Source organism: Pseudomonas sp. MN1F (assembly GCF_009391885.1).
GTDB lineage: Bacteria > Pseudomonadota > Gammaproteobacteria > Pseudomonadales > Pseudomonadaceae > Aquipseudomonas.
Map to the genome: position 1 here is coordinate 89,392 of NZ_VZII01000024.1, position 19,118 is coordinate 108,509.

At 64.7% G+C, this 19,118-nt stretch carries 19 protein-coding genes; 8 read left to right on the top strand and 11 right to left on the bottom strand.

The features are described from left to right. Window positions 1–8: 8 nt before the first annotated feature. Together F6X59_RS13620 and F6X59_RS13625 are read right to left on the bottom strand one after the other, a co-directional pair. Entirely contained in the window at window positions 9–1,373 is a 1,365-nt protein-coding gene (locus F6X59_RS13620) for an LLM class flavin-dependent oxidoreductase (protein ID WP_152956649.1), read from the bottom strand. A 16-nt stretch (window positions 1,374–1,389) separates the two neighbouring features. Then, window positions 1,390–2,361, bottom strand: a complete 972-nt coding sequence (locus F6X59_RS13625; protein WP_152956650.1) for an aliphatic sulfonate ABC transporter substrate-binding protein — start codon at window positions 2,359–2,361, stop codon at window positions 1,390–1,392. 191 nt (window positions 2,362–2,552) lie between these two features. On the opposite strand from F6X59_RS13625, the gene F6X59_RS13630 reads away from it, so the two are divergent. Next, window positions 2,553–3,431: a hypothetical protein gene (locus tag F6X59_RS13630; RefSeq protein ID WP_152956651.1), complete on the top strand. Its 879-nt coding sequence runs from the start codon at window positions 2,553–2,555 to the stop codon at window positions 3,429–3,431. Here F6X59_RS13630 and F6X59_RS13635 read toward each other — a convergent pair. The 9 genes from F6X59_RS13635 to F6X59_RS13675 form a co-directional block, all read right to left on the bottom strand. After that, window positions 3,428–4,312: a DMT family transporter gene (locus tag F6X59_RS13635; protein ID WP_152956652.1), complete on the bottom strand. Its 885-nt coding sequence runs from the start codon at window positions 4,310–4,312 to the stop codon at window positions 3,428–3,430. The genes F6X59_RS13630 and F6X59_RS13635 overlap by 4 nt on opposite strands. Before the next feature lie 57 nt (window positions 4,313–4,369). After that, a complete protein-coding gene (locus F6X59_RS13640; protein WP_152956653.1) occupies window positions 4,370–5,038 on the bottom strand; it encodes a bifunctional 2-polyprenyl-6-hydroxyphenol methylase/3-demethylubiquinol 3-O-methyltransferase UbiG in 669 nt (222 codons plus the stop codon). Between the two features lie 27 nt (window positions 5,039–5,065). Continuing rightward, window positions 5,066–5,887: a phosphatase PAP2 family protein gene (locus F6X59_RS13645; protein ID WP_152956654.1), complete on the bottom strand. Its 822-nt coding sequence runs from the start codon at window positions 5,885–5,887 to the stop codon at window positions 5,066–5,068. Between the two features lie 2 nt (window positions 5,888–5,889). Then, a complete protein-coding gene (locus F6X59_RS13650) occupies window positions 5,890–6,567 on the bottom strand; it encodes a histidine phosphatase family protein (RefSeq protein ID WP_152956655.1) in 678 nt (225 codons plus the stop codon). A gap of 167 nt (window positions 6,568–6,734) precedes the next feature. Further along, window positions 6,735–7,940, bottom strand: a complete 1,206-nt coding sequence (locus F6X59_RS13655) for an MFS transporter (RefSeq protein ID WP_152956656.1) — start codon at window positions 7,938–7,940, stop codon at window positions 6,735–6,737. 72 nt (window positions 7,941–8,012) lie between these two features. Then, window positions 8,013–9,059 carry a DUF3445 domain-containing protein gene (locus tag F6X59_RS13660; protein WP_152956657.1) on the bottom strand — a complete coding sequence of 349 codons (1,047 nt, stop codon included), beginning with the start codon at window positions 9,057–9,059 and terminating at the stop codon, window positions 8,013–8,015. Between the two features lie 17 nt (window positions 9,060–9,076). Further along, window positions 9,077–10,045, bottom strand: coding sequence for a PDR/VanB family oxidoreductase (locus tag F6X59_RS13665; RefSeq protein WP_152956658.1), 969 nt, complete (start codon window positions 10,043–10,045; stop codon window positions 9,077–9,079). Continuing rightward, window positions 10,042–10,647, bottom strand: coding sequence for a dimethylamine monooxygenase subunit DmmA family protein (locus F6X59_RS13670; protein WP_152956659.1), 606 nt, complete (start codon window positions 10,645–10,647; stop codon window positions 10,042–10,044). The genes F6X59_RS13665 and F6X59_RS13670 overlap by 4 nt, the downstream gene beginning before the upstream one ends. A 142-nt stretch (window positions 10,648–10,789) precedes the next feature. Next, complete coding sequence (locus F6X59_RS13675; protein ID WP_152956660.1) at window positions 10,790–12,214, bottom strand: gamma-aminobutyraldehyde dehydrogenase; 1,425 nt, start codon at window positions 12,212–12,214, stop codon at window positions 10,790–10,792. A 216-nt stretch (window positions 12,215–12,430) separates the two neighbouring features. On the opposite strand from F6X59_RS13675, the gene F6X59_RS13680 reads away from it, so the two are divergent. The 7 genes from F6X59_RS13680 to F6X59_RS13710 all read left to right on the top strand — a co-directional run bounded on the left by F6X59_RS13680 (window position 12,431) and on the right by F6X59_RS13710 (window position 18,991). Beyond that, entirely contained in the window at window positions 12,431–13,180 is a 750-nt protein-coding gene (locus F6X59_RS13680; protein ID WP_152956661.1) for a FadR/GntR family transcriptional regulator, read from the top strand. A 42-nt stretch (window positions 13,181–13,222) separates the two neighbouring features. Then, on the top strand, window positions 13,223–13,969 hold the full coding sequence (locus F6X59_RS13685) for a cache domain-containing protein (protein WP_152956662.1): 747 nt from the start codon (window positions 13,223–13,225) through the stop codon (window positions 13,967–13,969). Window positions 13,970–15,701: 1,732 nt separating this feature from the next. Continuing rightward, a complete protein-coding gene (locus F6X59_RS28975) occupies window positions 15,702–16,352 on the top strand; it encodes a methyl-accepting chemotaxis protein (RefSeq protein WP_372240382.1) in 651 nt (216 codons plus the stop codon). 64 nt (window positions 16,353–16,416) lie between these two features. Further along, window positions 16,417–16,617, top strand: a complete 201-nt coding sequence (locus tag F6X59_RS13695) for a DUF1289 domain-containing protein (protein WP_152956664.1) — start codon at window positions 16,417–16,419, stop codon at window positions 16,615–16,617. Between the two features lie 53 nt (window positions 16,618–16,670). Beyond that, window positions 16,671–17,306, top strand: coding sequence for a LysE family translocator (locus tag F6X59_RS13700; protein WP_152956665.1), 636 nt, complete (start codon window positions 16,671–16,673; stop codon window positions 17,304–17,306). Between the two features lie 91 nt (window positions 17,307–17,397). Then, complete coding sequence (locus F6X59_RS13705; protein ID WP_152956666.1) at window positions 17,398–17,916, top strand: hypothetical protein; 519 nt, start codon at window positions 17,398–17,400, stop codon at window positions 17,914–17,916. A 61-nt stretch (window positions 17,917–17,977) separates the two neighbouring features. Beyond that, window positions 17,978–18,991, top strand: a complete 1,014-nt coding sequence (locus F6X59_RS13710) for a GNAT family N-acetyltransferase (protein ID WP_152956667.1) — start codon at window positions 17,978–17,980, stop codon at window positions 18,989–18,991. The last annotated feature ends 127 nt before the right edge of the window (window positions 18,992–19,118 follow it).

Below are 19,118 nucleotides of genomic sequence, written 5' to 3' on the forward strand. Positions count from 1 at the left end.
ACATTCAGTTACTGAATGCGAACCTGGCGCCCCGCGTGGGCTTCCGGCAGCCGATCGCCGCGGCCGAACAGCTTGTGGCGCAGGGTGCCGTCGGTGTAGTTCAGCGGGTAGCGGCCACGGCGTTGCAGTTCCGGCACCAGCAGATCGACGACGTTGGCCAGGTCGTCCGGTTGCACAGCATAAGTGAGGTTGAAGCCGTCGATGCCGGTCTGGTCGAGCCAGTGTTCCAATTGGTCGGCAATCTCGCCGGGTGAGCCGACCAGTACCGGGCCACGCCCGCCCAGGCCGACGAATTCGGCGGCTTCACGCACGGTCCAGCGGCGGTTCGGGTCGGCGGCGGTGAACGCCGCCAGGGCGGCACGGCCAGCATCGTTCTCGACATATTCGATGGGGGCATCCGGGTCGAGGCCGGCGAAGTCGATACCGGTCCAGCCCGAAAGCAGGGCAAGGGCGGCGTCAAGGTCGACGTAGCGGCGGTACTCGGCAAAGCGCGCCTGGGCTTCATGCGGCGTCGGCGCGACGATCAGCAGTGCCTGGGCATAGATCAGCACCTCATCACGGCCACGCCCGGCCACTTCGCTGGCTTGGCGGATGCCGTCGGCGTAGCGGCGCAGCACGGTGGGCGTCGGGCCACTGATGAACACGCACTCGGCATGCCGGGCGGCGAACTGTTGCCCACGCGCCGAGGCGCCGGCCTGGAACAGTACCGGGGTGCGCTGGGGCGAAGGCTGGCACAAGTGCATGCCGGGCACCTGGAAGTGCTCGCCGGCATGGTTGATGGCATGCACTTTCGACGGTTCGATGTAGCGTCCGCTTTCGCGCTCCAGTTGCACGGCATCATCTTCCCAGCTTTTTTCCCAGAGTTTGTACAGCACCTCCAGGTATTCCTCGGCCAGGTCGTAGCGCTGGTCATGGCCCAGCTGGCGGGCCAGGCCCAGGTTGCGCGCGGCGCTGTCGAGGTAGCCGGTGACGATGTTCCAGCCGACCCGGCCATTGCTCAGGTGGTCGAGTGTGGACATGCGCCGGGCGAATGGATAAGGGTGTTCATAGGTCAGCGAAAAGGTTACGCCGATGCCCAGGTGCTCGGTGGCCCCGGCCATGGCCGGGACCAGCAGCAGCGGGTCGTTGACCGGCACCTGCACGCCACCGCGCAGGGCGGCTTGCGGGCCACCCTGGTAGACGTCGTAGATACCCAGCACGTCGGCGATGAACAGCGCATCAAACAGCCCGCGCTCCAGCAGGCGCGCGAGGTCGGTCCAGTAGTCCAGGCGGTTGAACGCCACGCTGGTGTTGCGCGGGTGGCGCCAAAGCCCCGGGGACTGGTGGCTGGCAGCGTTCATGCTGAAGGCGTTGAAGCGGATGTGGCGGGGCATTGCCTTCACTCCCTGGTCACGGCAATACAGAAGCCGGGTAGATGGCATCGGCGACCTGCAACTTGTGCGGGATCAGGCCCAGGCCCTGGAAGGTATCGGCCAGTTTCTGCTGCTCGGCGACGATCTGCGGGGTGATGGCCACGGCGTTATAGTTGCGTCGCTCGCTGGCCACCTCCAGCACATTGGCGCTGATGCCCAGTTGCGGTGCCAGCAGTGCGGCGACTTCGGCGGGCTTGGCGTTGGCCCACTGGCTGACCTTGCCCAGCTCGCTGAAGAAGGTCTTCAGCAGGTCGCGGTGCTGGTCGGCGAAGGTGGCGGTAGACAGGTAGAAGGTGCGGTTGTTGGTCAGGCCGCTGCCATCGCGCAGGTTCTTCAGGCCCGGCTGGCTTTCGGCTGCGGCGAGGAACGGGTCCCACAGGGTCACGGCCTGCACGCTGCCCGATTGCAGGGCGGCGACGGCATCGGCAGCGTTGTTGACGTAGGCCGGGGTGATGTCCTGATAGCTCAGGCCGGCCTGTTCCAGGGCCACCGCCAGCAAGTATTGGGCGTTCCAGCCGCGGCCGGTGGCCACGCGCTTGCCTTTGAGGTCCTGCACCGCGGTGAGCTGATCCTGCTCGCGCACCACCAGGCCGATGCCGCGCGGGTAGGGTTGTTCGGCGGCGAGGTAGACCACCGGCTTGCCGGCGGCCTGGGCGAATACCGATGGCGCGTCGGCAGCGTGGCCCAGGTCGATGGCGCCGGTGCTCAGCGCTTCGAGCAGCTGCGGGCCGGCGGCAAATTCGTGCCAGCTGACTTTCACGCCTTGGGGCGCCAGGGCCTTTTCCAGCGCGCCGCTGCCTTTGAGGATGTTGATGCTGTTGAACTTCTGATAACCGATGCGCAGGGTCTTGGTGTCTTCGGCGAAGGCACTGGACCAGGGCAGCAGGCTGCTGGCGACAGTCGCCAGGAGGCCGCCGACCAGCAGGCGGCGAAGGGGGGAGAAGGGCATGGGCGTCGCTCCTTGAGGGGGTGGGAAACGGTGTACCCAGCCTAAGGAGGAGGCGTTTGGCTTTCAATTTCTTAATTCCATTTTGTTAGATTGTTTTGTTCTTTTTATATCCTTTTGTTGCTGTGTCGTCTGATGTCGAAATTTTCACATCCTCTTGCTAGGATTCGAACCCATCAAAAGGAGCCCTGTTCATGCCCATCCTGCGCCGGCGCAGTACCCGTATCGCCCTGACTGCCACCACCGGGCTGGTCGCCGCCACCCTGGGTTTTTTCGCCTGGCAATCGTTCTACCCGGTGCAGACTGCCAGTGGCTGGCGTGTCGAGGTGCTGCACCGCGACGTGGCCAAGGCCGCTTCGTTGCTGCCCCAGGCCGACGGCAGCCTGCTGGTCAGCCGTGAGCTGGATGACGGCAAAGGCAGCATTCTCAAGATCACAGCCAGCGGCGACCGCGTGGTGCTGATCGACAACCTGTCCAAGCCCGACGGCATGGTCGCGGCACAGGGTGGCTGGGTGTTCAGCCAGGAAGGCGGCCACGCGCCGGTCAGCCTGTCCCGCGATGGCCAGGTCACCCGCCTGTTCGACGGCGACAGCGTGCAGGGGCTGTGGAACGATGGCGATCACCTGTATGCCATCGAAGACCGCAAGGGCAACGGGCGCCTGATGCGCTATGAGTGGGCCAGCGGCCAGCTCGAGGTGCTGCGCGCGGGGCTGACCGAAACCGAAGGCCTGACCCGCTGCGCCGACGGCCGCCTGCTGTACACCGAGAAAGGCACCGGCATCGTTCGTGCGTTGTCCGACGACGGTAAAGACCCGGTGGTGGTCGAGGGCCTGCGCCATCCCACCTTCCTGCTGTGCGACCAGCGCGGCCTGTGGATCAGCGAAGACAACACCCACCGCGCGCGCCTGCTGCGGGTGGACGCCGATGGTACCCAGCACGTGGTGCTGACCTTCCTCAAGGCGCCGCAATCGATCATCGCCGATGGCAAGGGTGGCTACCTGCTCGCCGAAGGCGGGCGCAATCGCGTGCTGCAACTGAGCCCGCCTGCCGACGAGGCCACTGCCCAGCGTTAACTGGGCAGGCGCCGCTTGCGACCTGGCAGCAGGCCCAGCACCAGCATGCAACCGAGCAGGATCACCAGGCCGCCAGCGGCCTGTAGCAGGCTCAAGGCTTCGCCAAGGAACAGCGCGCCGACCAGCACCGCCACCAGGGTGACCACGAACTCGACGCTGATGGTGCGCGTTGCACCGATGCGCGCCACCAGGCCGAAATACAGCACATAGGTGGTGGCGCTCATCACGCTGCCGCTGAGCAGCAGGTACAGCCAGTCACTGGCCTGTGGCAGGCTGGGCAGCGGGACGACCAGCAGCAACGGCAAGGTCAGCACACCGCCTGCCAGGAAGGCGCCACCCGTGACGGTCCAGGGGTCTTGCCCGCGCAGGCGCAGGCTGGCGTAGTTGCTGCCGAAGGCTGCGCACAGGCAGCCGAACACCGAGGCGAGGCAGCCGTGGATGAAGTCCTCGGTGACCGGCTGCGCCGGGTAGCCCACCAGCATGACGATGCCCAGCACCCCCAGCAGCAGGCCTAGCAGGCCTTGTGGCGTGATTTTTTCGATGCCCCAGAGGCGGCCGATGATCATCGAAAACAGCGGAATGGTGGCAACCAGAATGGCCGACATCGCGGTACCGATGCGCGGGGTGGCGTAGGACAGGCCGATCAGCTGCCCGGCGACGGTGGTGGCGCCGACCACCAGCAAAGGTTTGAGCAGCGGGCGCAGGCGCAGGCCACGGCCCAGCAGGGCGGCGAGCATGGCCAGGGTGCCGCCGGCGATGAAGGCGCGCAGGCTGACCGCGCCGACCCAGCCAAAGGCGTGCACCACCTTGAGCACCACCAGGAAGGAAAAGCCCCAGGCGATGGCCAGGAACAGGTAGGCGGCGATATCGCGGGGTTGCATGCGGCAAGGTCCATCCAGAAAGGAGGAGCGCAGGCTAGCGGGTTGCTGCAAAGCTTTTCAAGCCTGGCCAGCCACCAACAGCAACGACTGCGGCACCGGGCTCTGCGGATGCTGCGGCTCCTGCAGGCTCAGTAACCTGAACCCTGCCATGTCCAGAGCATTCAGCCAGCTGGCCAAGGTCCGGAAGTACCACGGCATCGGCCGCCAGTCTCCCGCAAAGCCAGCAAATGACTCTTCACGCCAGCCGTCCTGATAGTCCCCGCCCGCCACGCTCCAGGGATGCAGCGTCTGGATCACCAGTTCGCCACCGGGCGTCAGCAGTGCTTTCATGGCCGCCAGCAAGGGAATAATGTCTTGCTGCAACAGGGCGAAATTGGCACAGATCAGTTCGTAGCCACTGCCGATGTCCACTGCACCTTCGGCCAGCTGCGCATAGCTGGCCTGGTGCACCTGCGTCGAGCCTGCGGCCCGCGAAGCTTCGACCAGCGCGGCGTCGCCATCCACGCCAGTCACCTCGATGCCACGATCGGCCAGCGCCCGCAGCAACCAGCCTTCGCCGCAACCCAGGTCCAGCACCCGCTCAGGCTGGCGACCGAGGATCGCCAGCAGGATCGCCTGGTCGGTGACCTGCAGGCGGCTCTCGATAGCGCCGCCACGCACGGCGTCTATCCACGCCCGAGCATTGTGCTGCCAGCTGTGCAGCAGGGCGTCTTCGGGGTTGGGCATGTCGGTGATCCTGAGCAGTGGGACTGCTCAAGCATAGGCGTTCACCGACACCTTGTCCGAGGGAGACCGAGCGGGAGCCTGGAGCGCTTCGCGCCCATAGAAGCCCAAGGCGGTGGCCCAGGTGGTCAACCACACGAAAATCCCGGCCCAGAAGGTGTGCGACATGTAGTGCCAGCCTTGCAGCACGCGAGTGGTGCCGTAGACGAAGCCGATCAGCAGGATGGCCACCAGCAGCTTGCGCGCATGCTGCCAGCGGTAACGCAGTGCCACGAAGTACAGCGCCAGCAGGGTGAAGCCGCTGGACGCGTGGCCGCCTGGCCAGCACCGGCCTTCACCGGCCTTGCTGAACCACTTGAAGTTCTCGTACCACTCCACGTGCGCCTCAGGGCCGCCGTAGAGGGTGGTTTCCACCGGGCAATACACGCTGGTGTGGCTTTTCAGGTAATGAATGACCGTGGTGCACAGGGCAAATGCCACCACCACGAACAGGAAGTCGCGGCGATGACGGCTGGTGAAGCGCAGCACCGGGCTGATTCTGGCGGCATTCAGGCCGCGGGTGATCAGCGCGTCGGGGTGGTTGGCCAGGCGTGGCCAGATGAACGACAGCAGCGAACCGATGATCGCCGCCTCGCCGGTCCAGTTCGGCAGGATGCGCGGCCATTTGTGGGTCACTTTCTCGAACAGTTGGTCGTGCAACAGCGGGAACTGCCCGGTGACCGGGTCAAGGAGCAGGTTGCTGATCCAGCGGTCCAGCGTGGTGAGGTCGAACAGCAGGAACGTGATCGCTGCCAGCAGCAGTGGCAATAGCAAATTGTTGACGTAGAACGTGGTGCGTGAAGAACCGGGCATGCTTACTTCCCTGTGCTGCTGTTGAGTGTCTGCCATTGGTTGGCGTTGAGTTGCCCGAGCAAGTGTGCCTTGCCGTTGCTGTCTTTGCTGATGAACAGTGCACTGGCATAGCCAGCAACGCGTTCGCCGCCCGCTACGCGCAGTTGCCGTTCGAGGTGGTCGATGCAGCCACTGTGGGTGACCAGCACCAGGTTGTGGCCTTCGCGCTTGTGGGCCAGGGCAGCGTCGGCAAAGGTGCCGTCACAGCGTGCCAGCCAGTCTTGGGTTTCGATAGCCTTGCCGAAGATGGACGATGCTGTCTGCTGGGTGCGCACTTCCGGGCTGCTGAGGATATCGGCATTGGCCAGGCCCAGGCGGCGGATGCCGTCGCCAACGGCGGTTGCGGCCTGGTTGCCGTCCACGGTGATGCCGGCAGGGTCGCCCAGGCAGGCATGGTTGGAGCGGTCGCAGCGTTCGGCATGGCGGATCAGGACAATCACCTTGCCGCTGCTCCAGGCGTTGTACACGCCATGCTCGCTCATCAGTTGCGCGCTGCCCAGGTTGGTGACATGCGTACGAAGCACGTGCCAGAGGCCGAATGCCGTGAAGGCCAGCAACAAGGCCAGCAGCCAGACAACGGGCAGTCTCCGGCGTTTCAGGCGCAGAAGGCGCGGGTGCGTCGCTATTACATTTTCCAGCATGCTGCCACTCCGAGGACAAGGCTGGCAGCACCTTATCCTCGGCTTTGTGGCCCAATAGTGAAGCGGATGTGAAAATTGTCTTAGCCCTGCCAGCTGCCGCCGAACGTCCTGTGCTGGCTGGCGCGGGTTTTTGGGCAGCTTGAGGCCCGCGCCCTGCGGGGCGTGGATCAGGCTGCTGCGGCAACCGGCAACGCGGGTTGCTCGCGACGAATGCTGGCCAGCGGCACCGCCACCAGCAGCAAGGTCAGCACTACCGTCACGCCGATGCCCCAGGCCGCCAGGCTGAAGCCACCCAGCGAAATCAACCCGCCGGAGATCGCCGGGCCTACCGCCAGCCCAAGGCTGAGGAAGCTGCCGGCGGCAGCCACTACGCGGCCCTCGCGGTCCAGCGCTGCGGCCAACCCGGTAAGGTAGCTGAGGGCGTAGAAGTAGGTTATGCAGATGGTCATCACCCCAGCGGTGTACAGGGTCTTGGAGTGCTCACCCAGCACATAGCTGAGGCTGGTTGCGCCGGTCAGCAGAATCGCCAGGATTACCGGTGTGCTCATGCCGAAGCGCTTGCCGACCATGGCGGCGATCAGCGGCCCGATCAGGCCGACGAACGACTGGAACGACAACAGCACACCCAGTTCATCGCCGCTGTAGCCGACCAAGGTGCCGATCCGCTCGACAAAGGCCCAGCCCATGGTGTCGCGGGCCTGGAACACGAACATCGCCAGCATCATGCAGATCGCCGGCAGGCTCAGCAGGACATTGCCTGCCCCTGGCTGGCCGGCTGGCGCTTGAGCTGAAGGTTCGGCAACCGGTGCGCGCTGCGCCATCGCCGGTATGGCCAGCAGCATCACCGCCATGGTCGCTGCCATCGCGTAATACAAACCGTGCAGGCCATGGGCGGCCATGACCTTGGCGTAACCCAGCATCACCACGATCATCAGCACCACCGACAGCACGTTCATGTGCCCGGCGACCCGGTCCGGGTGCTTGGCGCTGGACACGGCAGCATTGCCACAGGCCAGCGCCAGGCCGGCGCCAATACCCGCAACACAGCGTACTGCCGCGAGTGCATAGAGGCTGTCGACATTGGCACTGAGCAGGTTGGCGGCAATCGCCAGCAGGGTGCCGGCCAGCGCCAGGGTGCGCCGGGGCGCGCGGCCCATGAACGGGGCGACCAGCAGCGAGGCGAGCATGGTGAAGCCGAACTCGGCCGACATCAGCAGCCCGGCCTGGGCTTCGTTGAGTTGCAAATCGTGAATGATGGCGCTGATCAGGAACGGCAAGGCCCACAGCCCGAGCAGGCCGACGCCGTAGGCAGACGCGGCGGCGGAGAACACCAGGCTCCAGCTCTCGGGCAAGCAGTGTTTTATTGTTTTCATTGGGGTAACCCCTGAATGGCAGGCACAGCGTTGGGTAGACGCGCGCCGGTGGTTGGCGCGCGCAGGGTAGTGTTACTGCTGGCTCTCGTCGACCGGGGTGCCGTCGTCGTACTGCGACAGCCAGCTGACCATCGCATCGCGGTAACGGGTGAAGCCCTTGTAGTCGACCAGTTCCTGGTCCAGGTCGCGGATCACCCGGTGCATGCGTTTGGCCCACTGTGGCGCGAACTCGGCCAGCTCTTGCAGGCTGACCAGGTAGGTGCGCACCGGGAACAGCACGGCGTTGCTGCGCGGCAGGCGGTGCAGCGGTTGCAGCTCGATGCGCAGGTTGACCAGCTCGCCGGCGTTTTCGGCGGTCACCGTGGTGCGCTCCGGGGCCCAGTCAGGCAGGGTTTCGGCGGAGGTTTCCAGGCGCGGGTTGACCGTGATCGACCAGTTGGTGCGGCGCACCGGGTGGCCAGGGCGCAGGCGCAGGAGGAACTTCAGCGCCCGCTGCAGGATGCCCATTTCATGCAGCTTGGGCACCGGGCCGTGGAATTCCATGAAGCTCATGCCGAGGTTGAAACGCAGCGAGTAGTCGGCGCGCTGGGTGGCCATGCCGGCGCCCATCACCAGGGTGTCGTCACGCTCCTCAAGCAGAATGAACTCGCCCTGGGCCTGGCGGGTGATGTATTCCATCGGCTCCATCGGCAGGGTGCTGGCGTCACCGAAGGTGAAGGTCTGGTCGATCTGCAGCGGGCGGTTGACCCAGTGCCACTGGCTGCCTTTCTTCTCCAGGGTGAAGTGCTCGGGGTAGTCGCGCGAGTACGACTCCATCAGCAGTTCCAGCAGGTCCCACTGGGCTTCCATCATGTGCGGCAGGGCGGCGTAGTGCACGCCCGGCTGGCTGTCGAGGGTGTGCGCACGGTGGTGGCATTCGGAGATGTAGTGCTCGTCGATGTCGAACTGCCCGCGCAGCGCGCCCGTGCCGAACGGCACGTGTGGCTCGACGTTCATCGAGTACATGTACTGGTCTTCCGGATACGGGAAGGGCAGGCGCAGTACGGCTTCGCGGCTGTTCTTGTAGGTGTGGCCCTGGCCTGCGTCGGCGTAGGTCTCGATCGGCTTGAATACGGTCATGTTGTTGTTTTCCTGTTTCAGAGGTCTACGACCAGGCGGCTGCAGTTGGCGCGGGATACGCAAGGCATGAATTTGCGCTGGCTCAGTTTGTCTTCCTCGCTGAGCCAGTCGTCGCGATGGTCGAGTTCGCCATCGAGGTCCAGCACTTCGGTCTCGCAGTAGCCGCAGGCACCGCCGCGGCACAGGTAGGGCACCTTGTAGCCGGCCTGTTCGGCGGCTTCGAGCAACGACTGTTCGGCCGGCACTTCGATGGTCACGCCCTGGCGGGCCAGGGTGACGCTGAACGGCTGGCCGCTGGAGCCTTGCTCGACAAAGCGCTCATAGTGGATGTGGCTGTCGGTCCAGCCGAGGGCGTGGGCGCTGTCGAGGGTGTCGTCGATCATGCTGTCCGGGCCGCAGACATACACGTGGCTGCCCAACGGCCGGTCAGCGAGAATGTGGCGGATATCCATGCGTGCATCGACGCCTTGCACATATAAATGCACGCGCTCGCCGTAGCGTGCCTGCAGCTCCAGGCCCAGGGCGGTGTGTTCGGGGCCGCGCACGGCCAGGTGCAGCTCGAAGGTGGCCTGCTTGAGTTGCAGCTCTTCCAGTTGCGAATAGACCGGGGTAATGCCCACGCCGCCGGCAATGAACACGTGCTGGCGGGCATGCTTGGCCAGCGGGAACAGGTTGGCGGGTTGCAGGATCTGCAGCAGGTCGCCTTCCGCGACCCGGTCATGCAGGTAGCGCGAGCCGCCCCGGCCTTCGCTGACCCGGCGCACGGCGATCTGGTAGGCGCTGGAGTCGTAGGGCGAGCTCATCAGCGAGTAGGCGTTGCGGTGGGTCTTGTCGCCGTCTTCGAGCACCACCACAACATGGCTGCCGCCGGAAAACGCCGGCAGGTGCTTGCCGGCCGGATCGACCAGGGTAAAGCGGGTGATTTCCGGGGTGAGCGCTTCGATGCGGGCGACGCGCACGCTGAGGGTGCCGTTATGGGTATTCATGTGTCGAGCTCCTCGGCTGCTGGCAGTTCGCCCGGGACTTCGCCATCGGCCTTGATGCCCTGGAAGGCGGCCAGGCGGCGGGAATAGTGGTCGCGCACCACCAGGTCGAGCTGGCAACCGGGGCAACTGAATACGCGCTGAGTGACGTTCTCGGTGTAGGTGTCGCAGTGCGCGCACCACACGCGGCGGACCAAGGTGCCGCTGTGTTCGCGCAGCACTTCGTCGCGGTTCAGGTCGACCGCATTGGCGGCTTGCATGGCGGTGCCGATGAAGCTTTCCGAGCCACTGAGGTACAGGCGCGTGCCCATGTGGGCCTGGCCCAGCCGTTCGCGCAAGGCGGCGATCAGTGCCTGGTTGCTGGGGAACACCTCCAGCCCGGCCGCTTCTGCGGCTTGCAGGGCCTGCAGGTGGTCGTGCCCGGAGAACGACTCGGTGGAATAGAGCAGGGTGCTGTGCGCGCGCTGTGCGGGGGACATGTCCGCGATCAGGCGCAGCATGGCCGCGCCGCCGCTGCCCTGGCCCGCGATCAGGTGGCGCAGGCCGCCTGTCATGGGCCGCAGCTGGTCATAGACCGGGCGGCTTTTGATGCCGGTGATAAGCATGGTGACACACCTCGTAAGCCCGAACCCCCGGCCTGTGCCGGAAGGTAACGTTGACGGCTGATTTCAGGCTCGGGCACGGGTGAAAGCAGAACCCATGCCATATTGCCTATGGTTTTATATGTTTTATGACCAAAGTCGACAATCAGTGCTTGAACATCACGTGGCGCACGCAGGTGTAGTCTTCCAGGCCGTACAGGGACATGTCCTTGCCATAGCCCGATTGCTTCATGCCGCCATGGGGCATTTCGCTGACCAGCATGAAGTGCGTGTTGACCCAGGTGCAGCCGTATTGCAGGCGCGCAGCCAGGCGGTTGGCGCGGCCGACGTCGCGGGTCCACACCGAAGAGGCGAGGCCGTAGTCGGAGTCGTTGGCGAAGGCCAGGGCCTGGGCTTCGTCGGTGAACGGGGTAATGCTGACCACCGGGCCGAACACTTCACGCTGGACGATCTCGTCGTCCTGGCGGGCATCGGCCAGCACGGTCGGCTCGAAGAAGAAGCCATCACCTGCCCCCCGATGGCCGCCGGTGACCAGGCGGATATGCGGCTGCGCCTTGGCGCGTTCGACAAAACCTTCGACCCGCTCCAGGTGCTCGCGGGTGATCAGTGGGCCGAGTTCGGTTTGTGGGTCGTCCTGCAGGCCCATGCGCAGGCTGGCCACGGCTTCGCCCAGCTTGCTCACGAACTGCTCGTAGACGCCTTGCTGGACATACAGGCGGCAGGCTGCGGTGCAGTCCTGGCCGGCATTGTAGAAGCCGAACGCACGGATGCCTTCGACGGCGGCATCGATATCGGCGTCGTCAAAGATCAGTACCGGCGCCTTGCCACCCAGTTCCATGTGGGTGCGCTTCACGCTGCTGGCGGTACTGGCGATGATCCGTGCGCCGGTGGCCACGGAACCGGTCAGCGAAACCAGGCGCACCTTGGGGTGGTTGACCAGCGGCTCGCCGACGCTCGGGCCGCGGCCGAACAGGATGTTGACCACGCCGGCCGGGAACAGCTCGGCCATGATCTGGCCCAGCGCCAGGGCGGTCAGCGGGGTTTGCTCGGAGGGCTTGAGCACCACGCAGTTGCCGGCAGCCAGCGCCGGGGCGAGCTTCCAGGCGACCATCATCAGCGGGTAGTTCCACGGCGCGATGGAGGCGACCACACCAAGCGGGTCACGGCGGATCATCGAGGTGTGGCCCGGCAGGTATTCACCGCCGGCCGAGCCCGACAGGCAGCGGCTGGCACCGGCAAAGAAGCGGAACACGTCGGCGATGGCCGGGATTTCGTCGTTCAGTGCTGCCTGGTAAGGCTTGCCGCAGTTCTGCGACTCCAGGCGGGCGAGGGTGGCGGCTTCGGCTTCGATGCGGTCGGCCAGTTTGAGCAGCAACTGGGCGCGGTCCTTGGGTGCGGTCTGCGACCAGCCCTCGAAGGCCTGGTCGGCGGCCTCAACGGCGGCATCCACCTGGGCAGCGCTGGCTTCGGCGATATGCACCAGCACCGTGCCTTCGGACGGGTTGTACACGGCGTACGGGCTGCCTTGCCCGTCGACCAACTGGCCGTTGATCAGGAGTTTGGTTTGCATGGCGGATTCCTTGGTCGGTCTTATTGGTAGAAATCTAAACCTATGAAACCATATCTTAATATTTTTAGTTTGCCAACCACTGCGAAAACCCACTTCCAAGCGGTAGAATGGCCCGTCAATCGGTATCGGGCGCTGGCCCGTTCGCTATAAGATGCGAAACTGAACTTTTTAGCCGAGGCCCGCGCCAAGCCTGGCAATGCTCGATAGGGAGAGGCAATGACTGCCCTGAATAGTGCTCGTAACACCGCCTTCATCCGGTTGCGCCAGGAAGGGCGGACCGATGAAGTGGCGCGCCGCCTGGTGGAAGCCATCGAGCTGGGGATGTTCGCTGAAGGGCAGCAACTGCCCAGCGAGTCGGAACTGGCGCTGCAATTGGGCGTGGCCACGGTAACCCTGCGCGAAGCGCTGGTGGTGCTGCGCCAACGTGGCTTGATCGAGACCCGTCGCGGGCGCAATGGCGGCAGCTTTGTCTGCGCCCCGGTAGAGCTGCCCGAAGCACTGCTGCTGCAACGCCTGCGCGACATGAGCGGCCCCGACCTGCGCGACCTGGGCGATGAACAGACCGCGATTTCCGGTACCGCGGCGCGCCTGGCCGCCAAGCGCAGTTCGCCGGAGCAGCAGGCGCGCATCGCCCAGCATATCGAAACCCTCAGCCAGGCCACTTCGCGCCTGGCCCGGCACCGCGCCGATGCGCGCTTTCATATCGAAGTGGCCGCCGCGGCCCAGTCGCTGCGCCTGACCAGTGCGGAAATGCGCCTGCAGTCGGAAGTCGGCGAACTGCTGTGGATGGAGGCCGCCGGCGGCGGTGACGTGACGGTGGTCGAGCACGAGCACCGGGCGATTCTCGAAGCACTGGTGGCCGGTGATGCGGTGCTGGCTGGCGCCTTGGCCGAAGCCCATGTCAGCCGTGGTATCAAGCGCCTGATCAGCCTGCGTCTTGAGCTGCTGGCCGACGGCCAGGACTGAGCCGTCCATAACAACAAAGCTGTACCTGCGTGAGGTAATGCCATGTTTGCCCTGAGCGACAACGACCCGCTGTCAGCCTGTGCCCAACAGCTGGACCCCACCCTGGGGACCATCTTCGGCCAGGTTCGCCAGCTGGTGGAAGAAACCCGAGCGCTATGGGAGCGGGTACTGGCCGAAGGCCGCCAGCCGAGTGCCAAGGACCTGGCCACCCTGCGCCCGGCCATCGACCAGCAATTGCTCACCACCGGTGCCTTTGGCTGTGGCGGCGGCGTCATCGTCGAGCCCAACGGCCTGGCCGACCGCGAGATGCACCTGGAGTGGTGGTACCTGGCCGACGGCGGCAAGACCCTGCCGCTGCGGCCGAACTTCGACCGGCGCCGCGAGAATTACTACGACTACACCGAAATGCCCTGGTACAGCCGGCCGATGAAAACCGGCAAGAGCGTGGTCGAAGGGCCGTACGTGGACCTGTACGGCACCAACATGTATGTGCTGACCTTCACCATGCCGATCGAGGTGCAGGGCCGGTTCATCGGCGTGGCCGGGCTGGACCTGTCGTTGCACAACGTCGAGCGCCTGCTGGTGCGCAGCCTGATGCGTCTGGAGCATGAGGCGGTGCTGATCTCGGCGGACGGGCGGGTGATTGCCTCGAACACGGCAAACTGGATGGTCGGTGACCTGGCCCAGGCGTTGTTGAACACCTTGCCGCGTGATGGCATTCGCCTGGCGTTGGCCGAGTCCGAGGCTGGGTGGTCGTTGGTGCGCTTGCCGGTGCTCAGGCGCAAGTGATCATCTGCCTGGCCGCTGGCCGGCAACGTCATTGTCCAGCCAGGCATGCCAGCGCTGGAGCGGTTGCCCCGTGATGGGGCGTGTCTGGCCAGGCGCACCCTGTCGGTGCGTTTGCCGGGGCCGTCGAACCTTGGAACGCGCGAATAGTTAGCTTGCATACGAGTTGGCGTGCAACTTGCTGTCACTTTGCTATCTGGTGTCGCGTATGGTGAAAACAATGTCGCTTTCAAGCAGTTCCATGCAGTTGTCATCGAGCGAGAAGGGTTGGCTGCCCTGGTTCGGTAAAACCGGCAAGGTCCGCATGGGGTGGGCCTGCCGCCTCAACCGCGCGCATTATCCGGTGATCGAGCAAACCTTCGAAGCCATCGCTCAGACCCGCGTGCAGTTGCTGCACAACTGGGCCCGCCAGCAGTGGGAGCACCTGGCAGAGCTTGCGCAGCACATGGCCCCAGGTTGCAGCGAAGCCGACCGATCGCTCCTGCTCGACAAGCTGGCCCAGGCGGAAGATTTTTCCGAGCTGTGCGTGATCGACACCGTTGGCAATGTGATCGTCTCTACCTGGGCCAAGCGCAGCAACACCCGGAGCGACCAGATGCAGGCTTTAGCGCAGGGCCTGAAGGCGCCGTTCCTGCATGGCCCCTACAGTGACCCGCTGACGCTGCAGATCGGCCCGTCATCGTCGCGTTTCCACGATGAGGTGACGCTGATGTTCTACCAGCCGCTCAAGCGCGATGGCAAAACCGTCGGTTGCCTGTGCGGGCGGGTGCCCAACGATGTGCTCGGCGACCTGATCCAGCGTGAGGCCGGGCATATCTTTGCCGAGTCCGGCGACAATTACCTGTTCATGGCGCAGTCGCACTTCGACCGCACCATCCAGCCAGGCACTGCCTTGTCCCGTTCGCGTTTCGAGGACGGCACCTTCACCCATGGCGAAAACCTCAAGAGCGGTGTGCACACGCCCTGGACCACGGTGCAGATCCAGCGCCACACCGAGCTGGAGCTGCGTTTCACTGACCCGTCCACGCGCGAACTGCACCCCGGCGTGCGTGAGACCATCCGCCGCGGCGCCAACCTGTTCGTGACCTACCCAGGCTACTCGGACTACCGCCATGTGCCGGTGGTCGGCAAGGGCGTCACGTTCCAGTTGCCCGGCTCGCCAGACCGCTGGGGGATGATGTGCGAAGCCGACCTGGAAGAAGTCTATCGTCGCCGCTCGCTCAGCTACGGGCTGATGAAACCCTACGTGGCAACCATGGCCGGGCTGTTCGGTTGCAACTACCTGGTGCAGCACTACGCCGGTTTGCCACAGGGGTTTAACGACGCCCTCGAAGCGCTCGGCATGCTCGCCGCCACGTGGCTGTTCAGCGTGCTCGGCCCCAAACGGCTGGCCGCACGCTTGAACGGCATGAGCGGCGTGTTGCGCACCATCGCCGAGGGCGAAGGCAACCTGCGTCAGCGCCTGGACACCAGCGTCATGGCCAACGACGAAAGTGGCGACATGGCGCGCTGGATCAACAGTTTCATCGACCGCCTGGACGCGGTGGTGGGGCAGGTGGTCAAGGCCAGCCGCACGGTTGGCACCACCAACCAGATGATGCTGGGCCGCAGCCAGGAGGCGAGCGTGACCTCCGCCGATGTGGCCGACGCGGTGCACCAGATGATGATCATCATGGAGGAACAGTTGGGCGAATTGCAGCAGGCCTCGGTCAGCGCTGAACAGATGAAGCAGGCCATGGACGAGGTGGTCAGCCGTGCCCGCGAGCAGTTCCTGGCGGTGCAGGCGGGCACCCAGTCGATTCGCGACGTGGTGGCGCGTTCGTCGTCCAGCGTGCAGTTGCTCGACAGCCGCATGGGCCAGATCGGCAATATCACCGGGCTGATCAGCGACATCACCAACCAGACCAACCTGCTGGCCCTCAATGCCGCCATCGAGGCAGCGCGTGCTGGCGAGCACGGCCGTGGTTTCGCGGTGGTGGCCGACGAGGTGCGCAGCCTGGCGGCGCGGACCGCGCGTGCCGCCGAAGACATCCAGCACATGGTCGAAGGCCTGCAAGGCGAAACGCAGCAGGCCGTGAGCTTCATGGAGGCCGGCGTGCAGGATGTCGATAACAGCCTGCGCCTGGCCGAGGATGCCTCGTCGGAGAACGTGCAGCTGCATCAGGCGGTGGAGGCGATGTTCGCGATCATCCAGCAGCTCAACCGGCGCAGCGTGGAATACGGCAAGACCATCGAGCAGGTCAACCAGTCCTCCAGCGAAATGCGCCAGACGGCGGTGGAGTTGCAAAGCAGTGCCGAGACGGTGAAGGTCAATGCCAGCAAGCTGCAGAAGCTGGTAGGGCAGTTCGAAGTCAGCAGTGATGACGGGCGTGCCGTGGCGGCTTGAGCAGCCTCAGGTTTGGGCGCGGTTTCATACAGGGTATGATTCGCGCCCGCAACTGGAGCCCGCCATGGCCAAAGACATCGAAAACCCCTGCGTCTCGCTCTGCCAGCTCAACAGCGAGCTGTGCGTGAGCTGCGGCCGCACCCGTGAGGAAATCCGCAAGTGGCGCGGCATGAAGCGCCCGGAGAAGATGGCCACCGTGCAACGCGCGGCCACGCGGATGAAGGCGCTCACCAAGAAGAACGCCAAGCGCCAAGGTAACGACTGAAGCCGCTGCGCTTGTGTAAGATGCAGGCTTCGAAACGCTGCAGAGCTTACCGTATGGATACCCACTCGCTTCTCGCCTTCACCCTGGTCGCTGCAATCGCCATTGCCAGCCCAGGGCCCGCCACCCTGATGGCCATCAACAACAGCCTCAACCATGGCCAGCGCAGCGCCGTGTGGTCGTCACTGGGCAATGGTACGGGCCTGTTCTGCCTGTCGGCGGCGGCCATGCTCGGGCTGGGCGCGTTACTGGCCAGTTCCGAGATGCTGTTCAACGCGGTCAAGCTGATCGGTGCCGGCTACCTGTTCTACCTCGGTGCCCGGCAGTTGCTCAGGAAAGGCCCGATGCTGGTGGACCCGGCGGCTGCGCAGGTCAGCAAGCCGACCCCGTTGAAGTTGTACAAGTCGGCGTTCCTGACCGCCGTCACCAACCCCAAGGCAACCATGTTCTTCACCGCACTGTTCCCGCAGTTCATCGACCAGGGCGCGGCGCTGCTGCCGCAGTTCCTGACCCTGACCGGGATCTTCGTGGCGTTGTCGCTTGCGTCGTTGAGCCTGTATGCGGCGCTGGCATCGCGGGCCAAGGGTGTGCTGACCCGGCCGGCGCTGTCGCGTTGGGTGAGCCGGGTAGTCGGCACGACGTTCATCGGCTTTGGTGCGGCGATTCTGACCATGCGCCGCCAGGCCGGTTAAGAGCGTTCTCGGGCCCACCGGTTGGAGACTGACAAGGAGCGTTGCAATGAAGTACCCGGGAAGGCTCACACCCGATCAGCATGAAGCGTTCATGACACGCTATGGCCCAGTCTTCGGTTTGGGCATATTGCTCTGCATGGTGGCAGCAGGAACAGGTATTGGCCTGTTGCAGAGTAGCTACCTGCGTAATCAGCCAGGCAGTGGGGCCTATGCACTGAGTACCGGTTTTGCACTGGTCTTGCTGCTCTGTGCCGGCCAGTTTGCGATGATCCGCGGTTTCCGCTGGGCCATATGGCTGATCCTGCCGAGCTTGATCGCGCCTGCACTCACGGCGGTCAGTCTGTTCGGTAGCCGGCATGCCGGTACCCTGCAGGTGATCATCCTGGCGATTGCCCTGGTGGGCTTGCTGGTGTTGAACAGCAAGCGCCATCGCGCCATGCGTCGGCGCCTGGTGGAAATGCGCCTGCAGCGCATCGGCCAGCTGCCACCCACCCGTGAAGACGAGTTTCCAGACGGCACGCCGCCCGCAAAACCCTGGTTCAGCATCACGCTACTGGTACTGGCCGCGCTTGTCGTCATTGGCAAGGTCTGGTTGCTGGTGATGAACTAGCGGCGTCATGGCTTTTGACTAACGCCTGAAGTTCACTCTAGCGAGACCAAGGAGAACGGACATGGACCTGCTCATTGCTCCGGCAGTCCCAGAAGATCTCGCCGGTATTGCGGCCGTGACGGTGAAGGCCTGGCAGGCAACGTTCCAGGGCATCCTGCCGGATGCCTATCTCGCCGGATTGACCATCGAGGCTCAGCAACAACGGCACCAGAGCCTGTTCGGCGGCTGTGGCGTGGTGTACCACGTGGCCAAGGTAGCGGGAGAGATCGTCGGCTTTTCGTCGGGGGGGCCGAATCGAGACCCAGCGTCTGATGAGGCCAACGAACTCTATGGCTTGTATCTGCTGCCGAGTTGGCAAGGGCAGGGCATCGGGCGGCAACTGCTGCTGGCCGTGGCGATGCAGCTGCAGGCGCCGGGCCGGCAAGGTTTGTTCGCCTGGGTGCTGGCGGATAACCCGCACCGGCATTTCTATCAGCGCTGCGGTGGCGTGGAGGTATCCACACAGTCCATCGAGCTGGCCGGGCAATCATGGCCGATCACGGGGTATCGCTGGTCTTCAGCTGCTGCAGCTGATACGTGCGTGTTCAATCCCGATGACTATCTTGAAACGCTTGGCGGGCGCGTGTTCAGCCAGTCGCGCAACGCCGAGGCTTGGCGGCTCGTGCTGCTGGCGCTAGAGAGAGCACTGTCGCGCGCGAGGCCGAACGTGCGGTTGCAGTTGGTGGTGGGCGTGCAGGCGTCGGGGAAAAGCTATTGGATCGAGCAAACTCGTGCCGCTACCAACGACACCAGTTGCCTGTATTTCGATGCAGCACTGCCGCGGCGCGTGCACCGTGCGCCAATCCTGGCGTTGGCTGCGCGCCATGGTGTGCCGGTCACGGCAGTCTGGGTGCAGGCTCCGGTCGAGCAGGCATTGGCACGCAATGCCTTGCGCCGGGGCGATCATCAAGTGCCGAGCGCGAGTATCGAGGCGGTGGCGGCTGCGTTCGAGCCACCTTGCAGGTCCGAGGGGTTTGTCGAGGTTATCGAAGTGAACGCCCGCCAAAGTGGGCACGAGAAGGCTGCAAGGCTTTGAGTGTCGGCAATCGGTCGGAAGCTGCCGGTTGCGAATGGCTGCTTCCGACCCAGGCTGTGTGAAAACGCCTGCGATTGTCTAACCTTCTGATCGTCGAGATCGCGGCGGGGACGATCATGAAGCGATT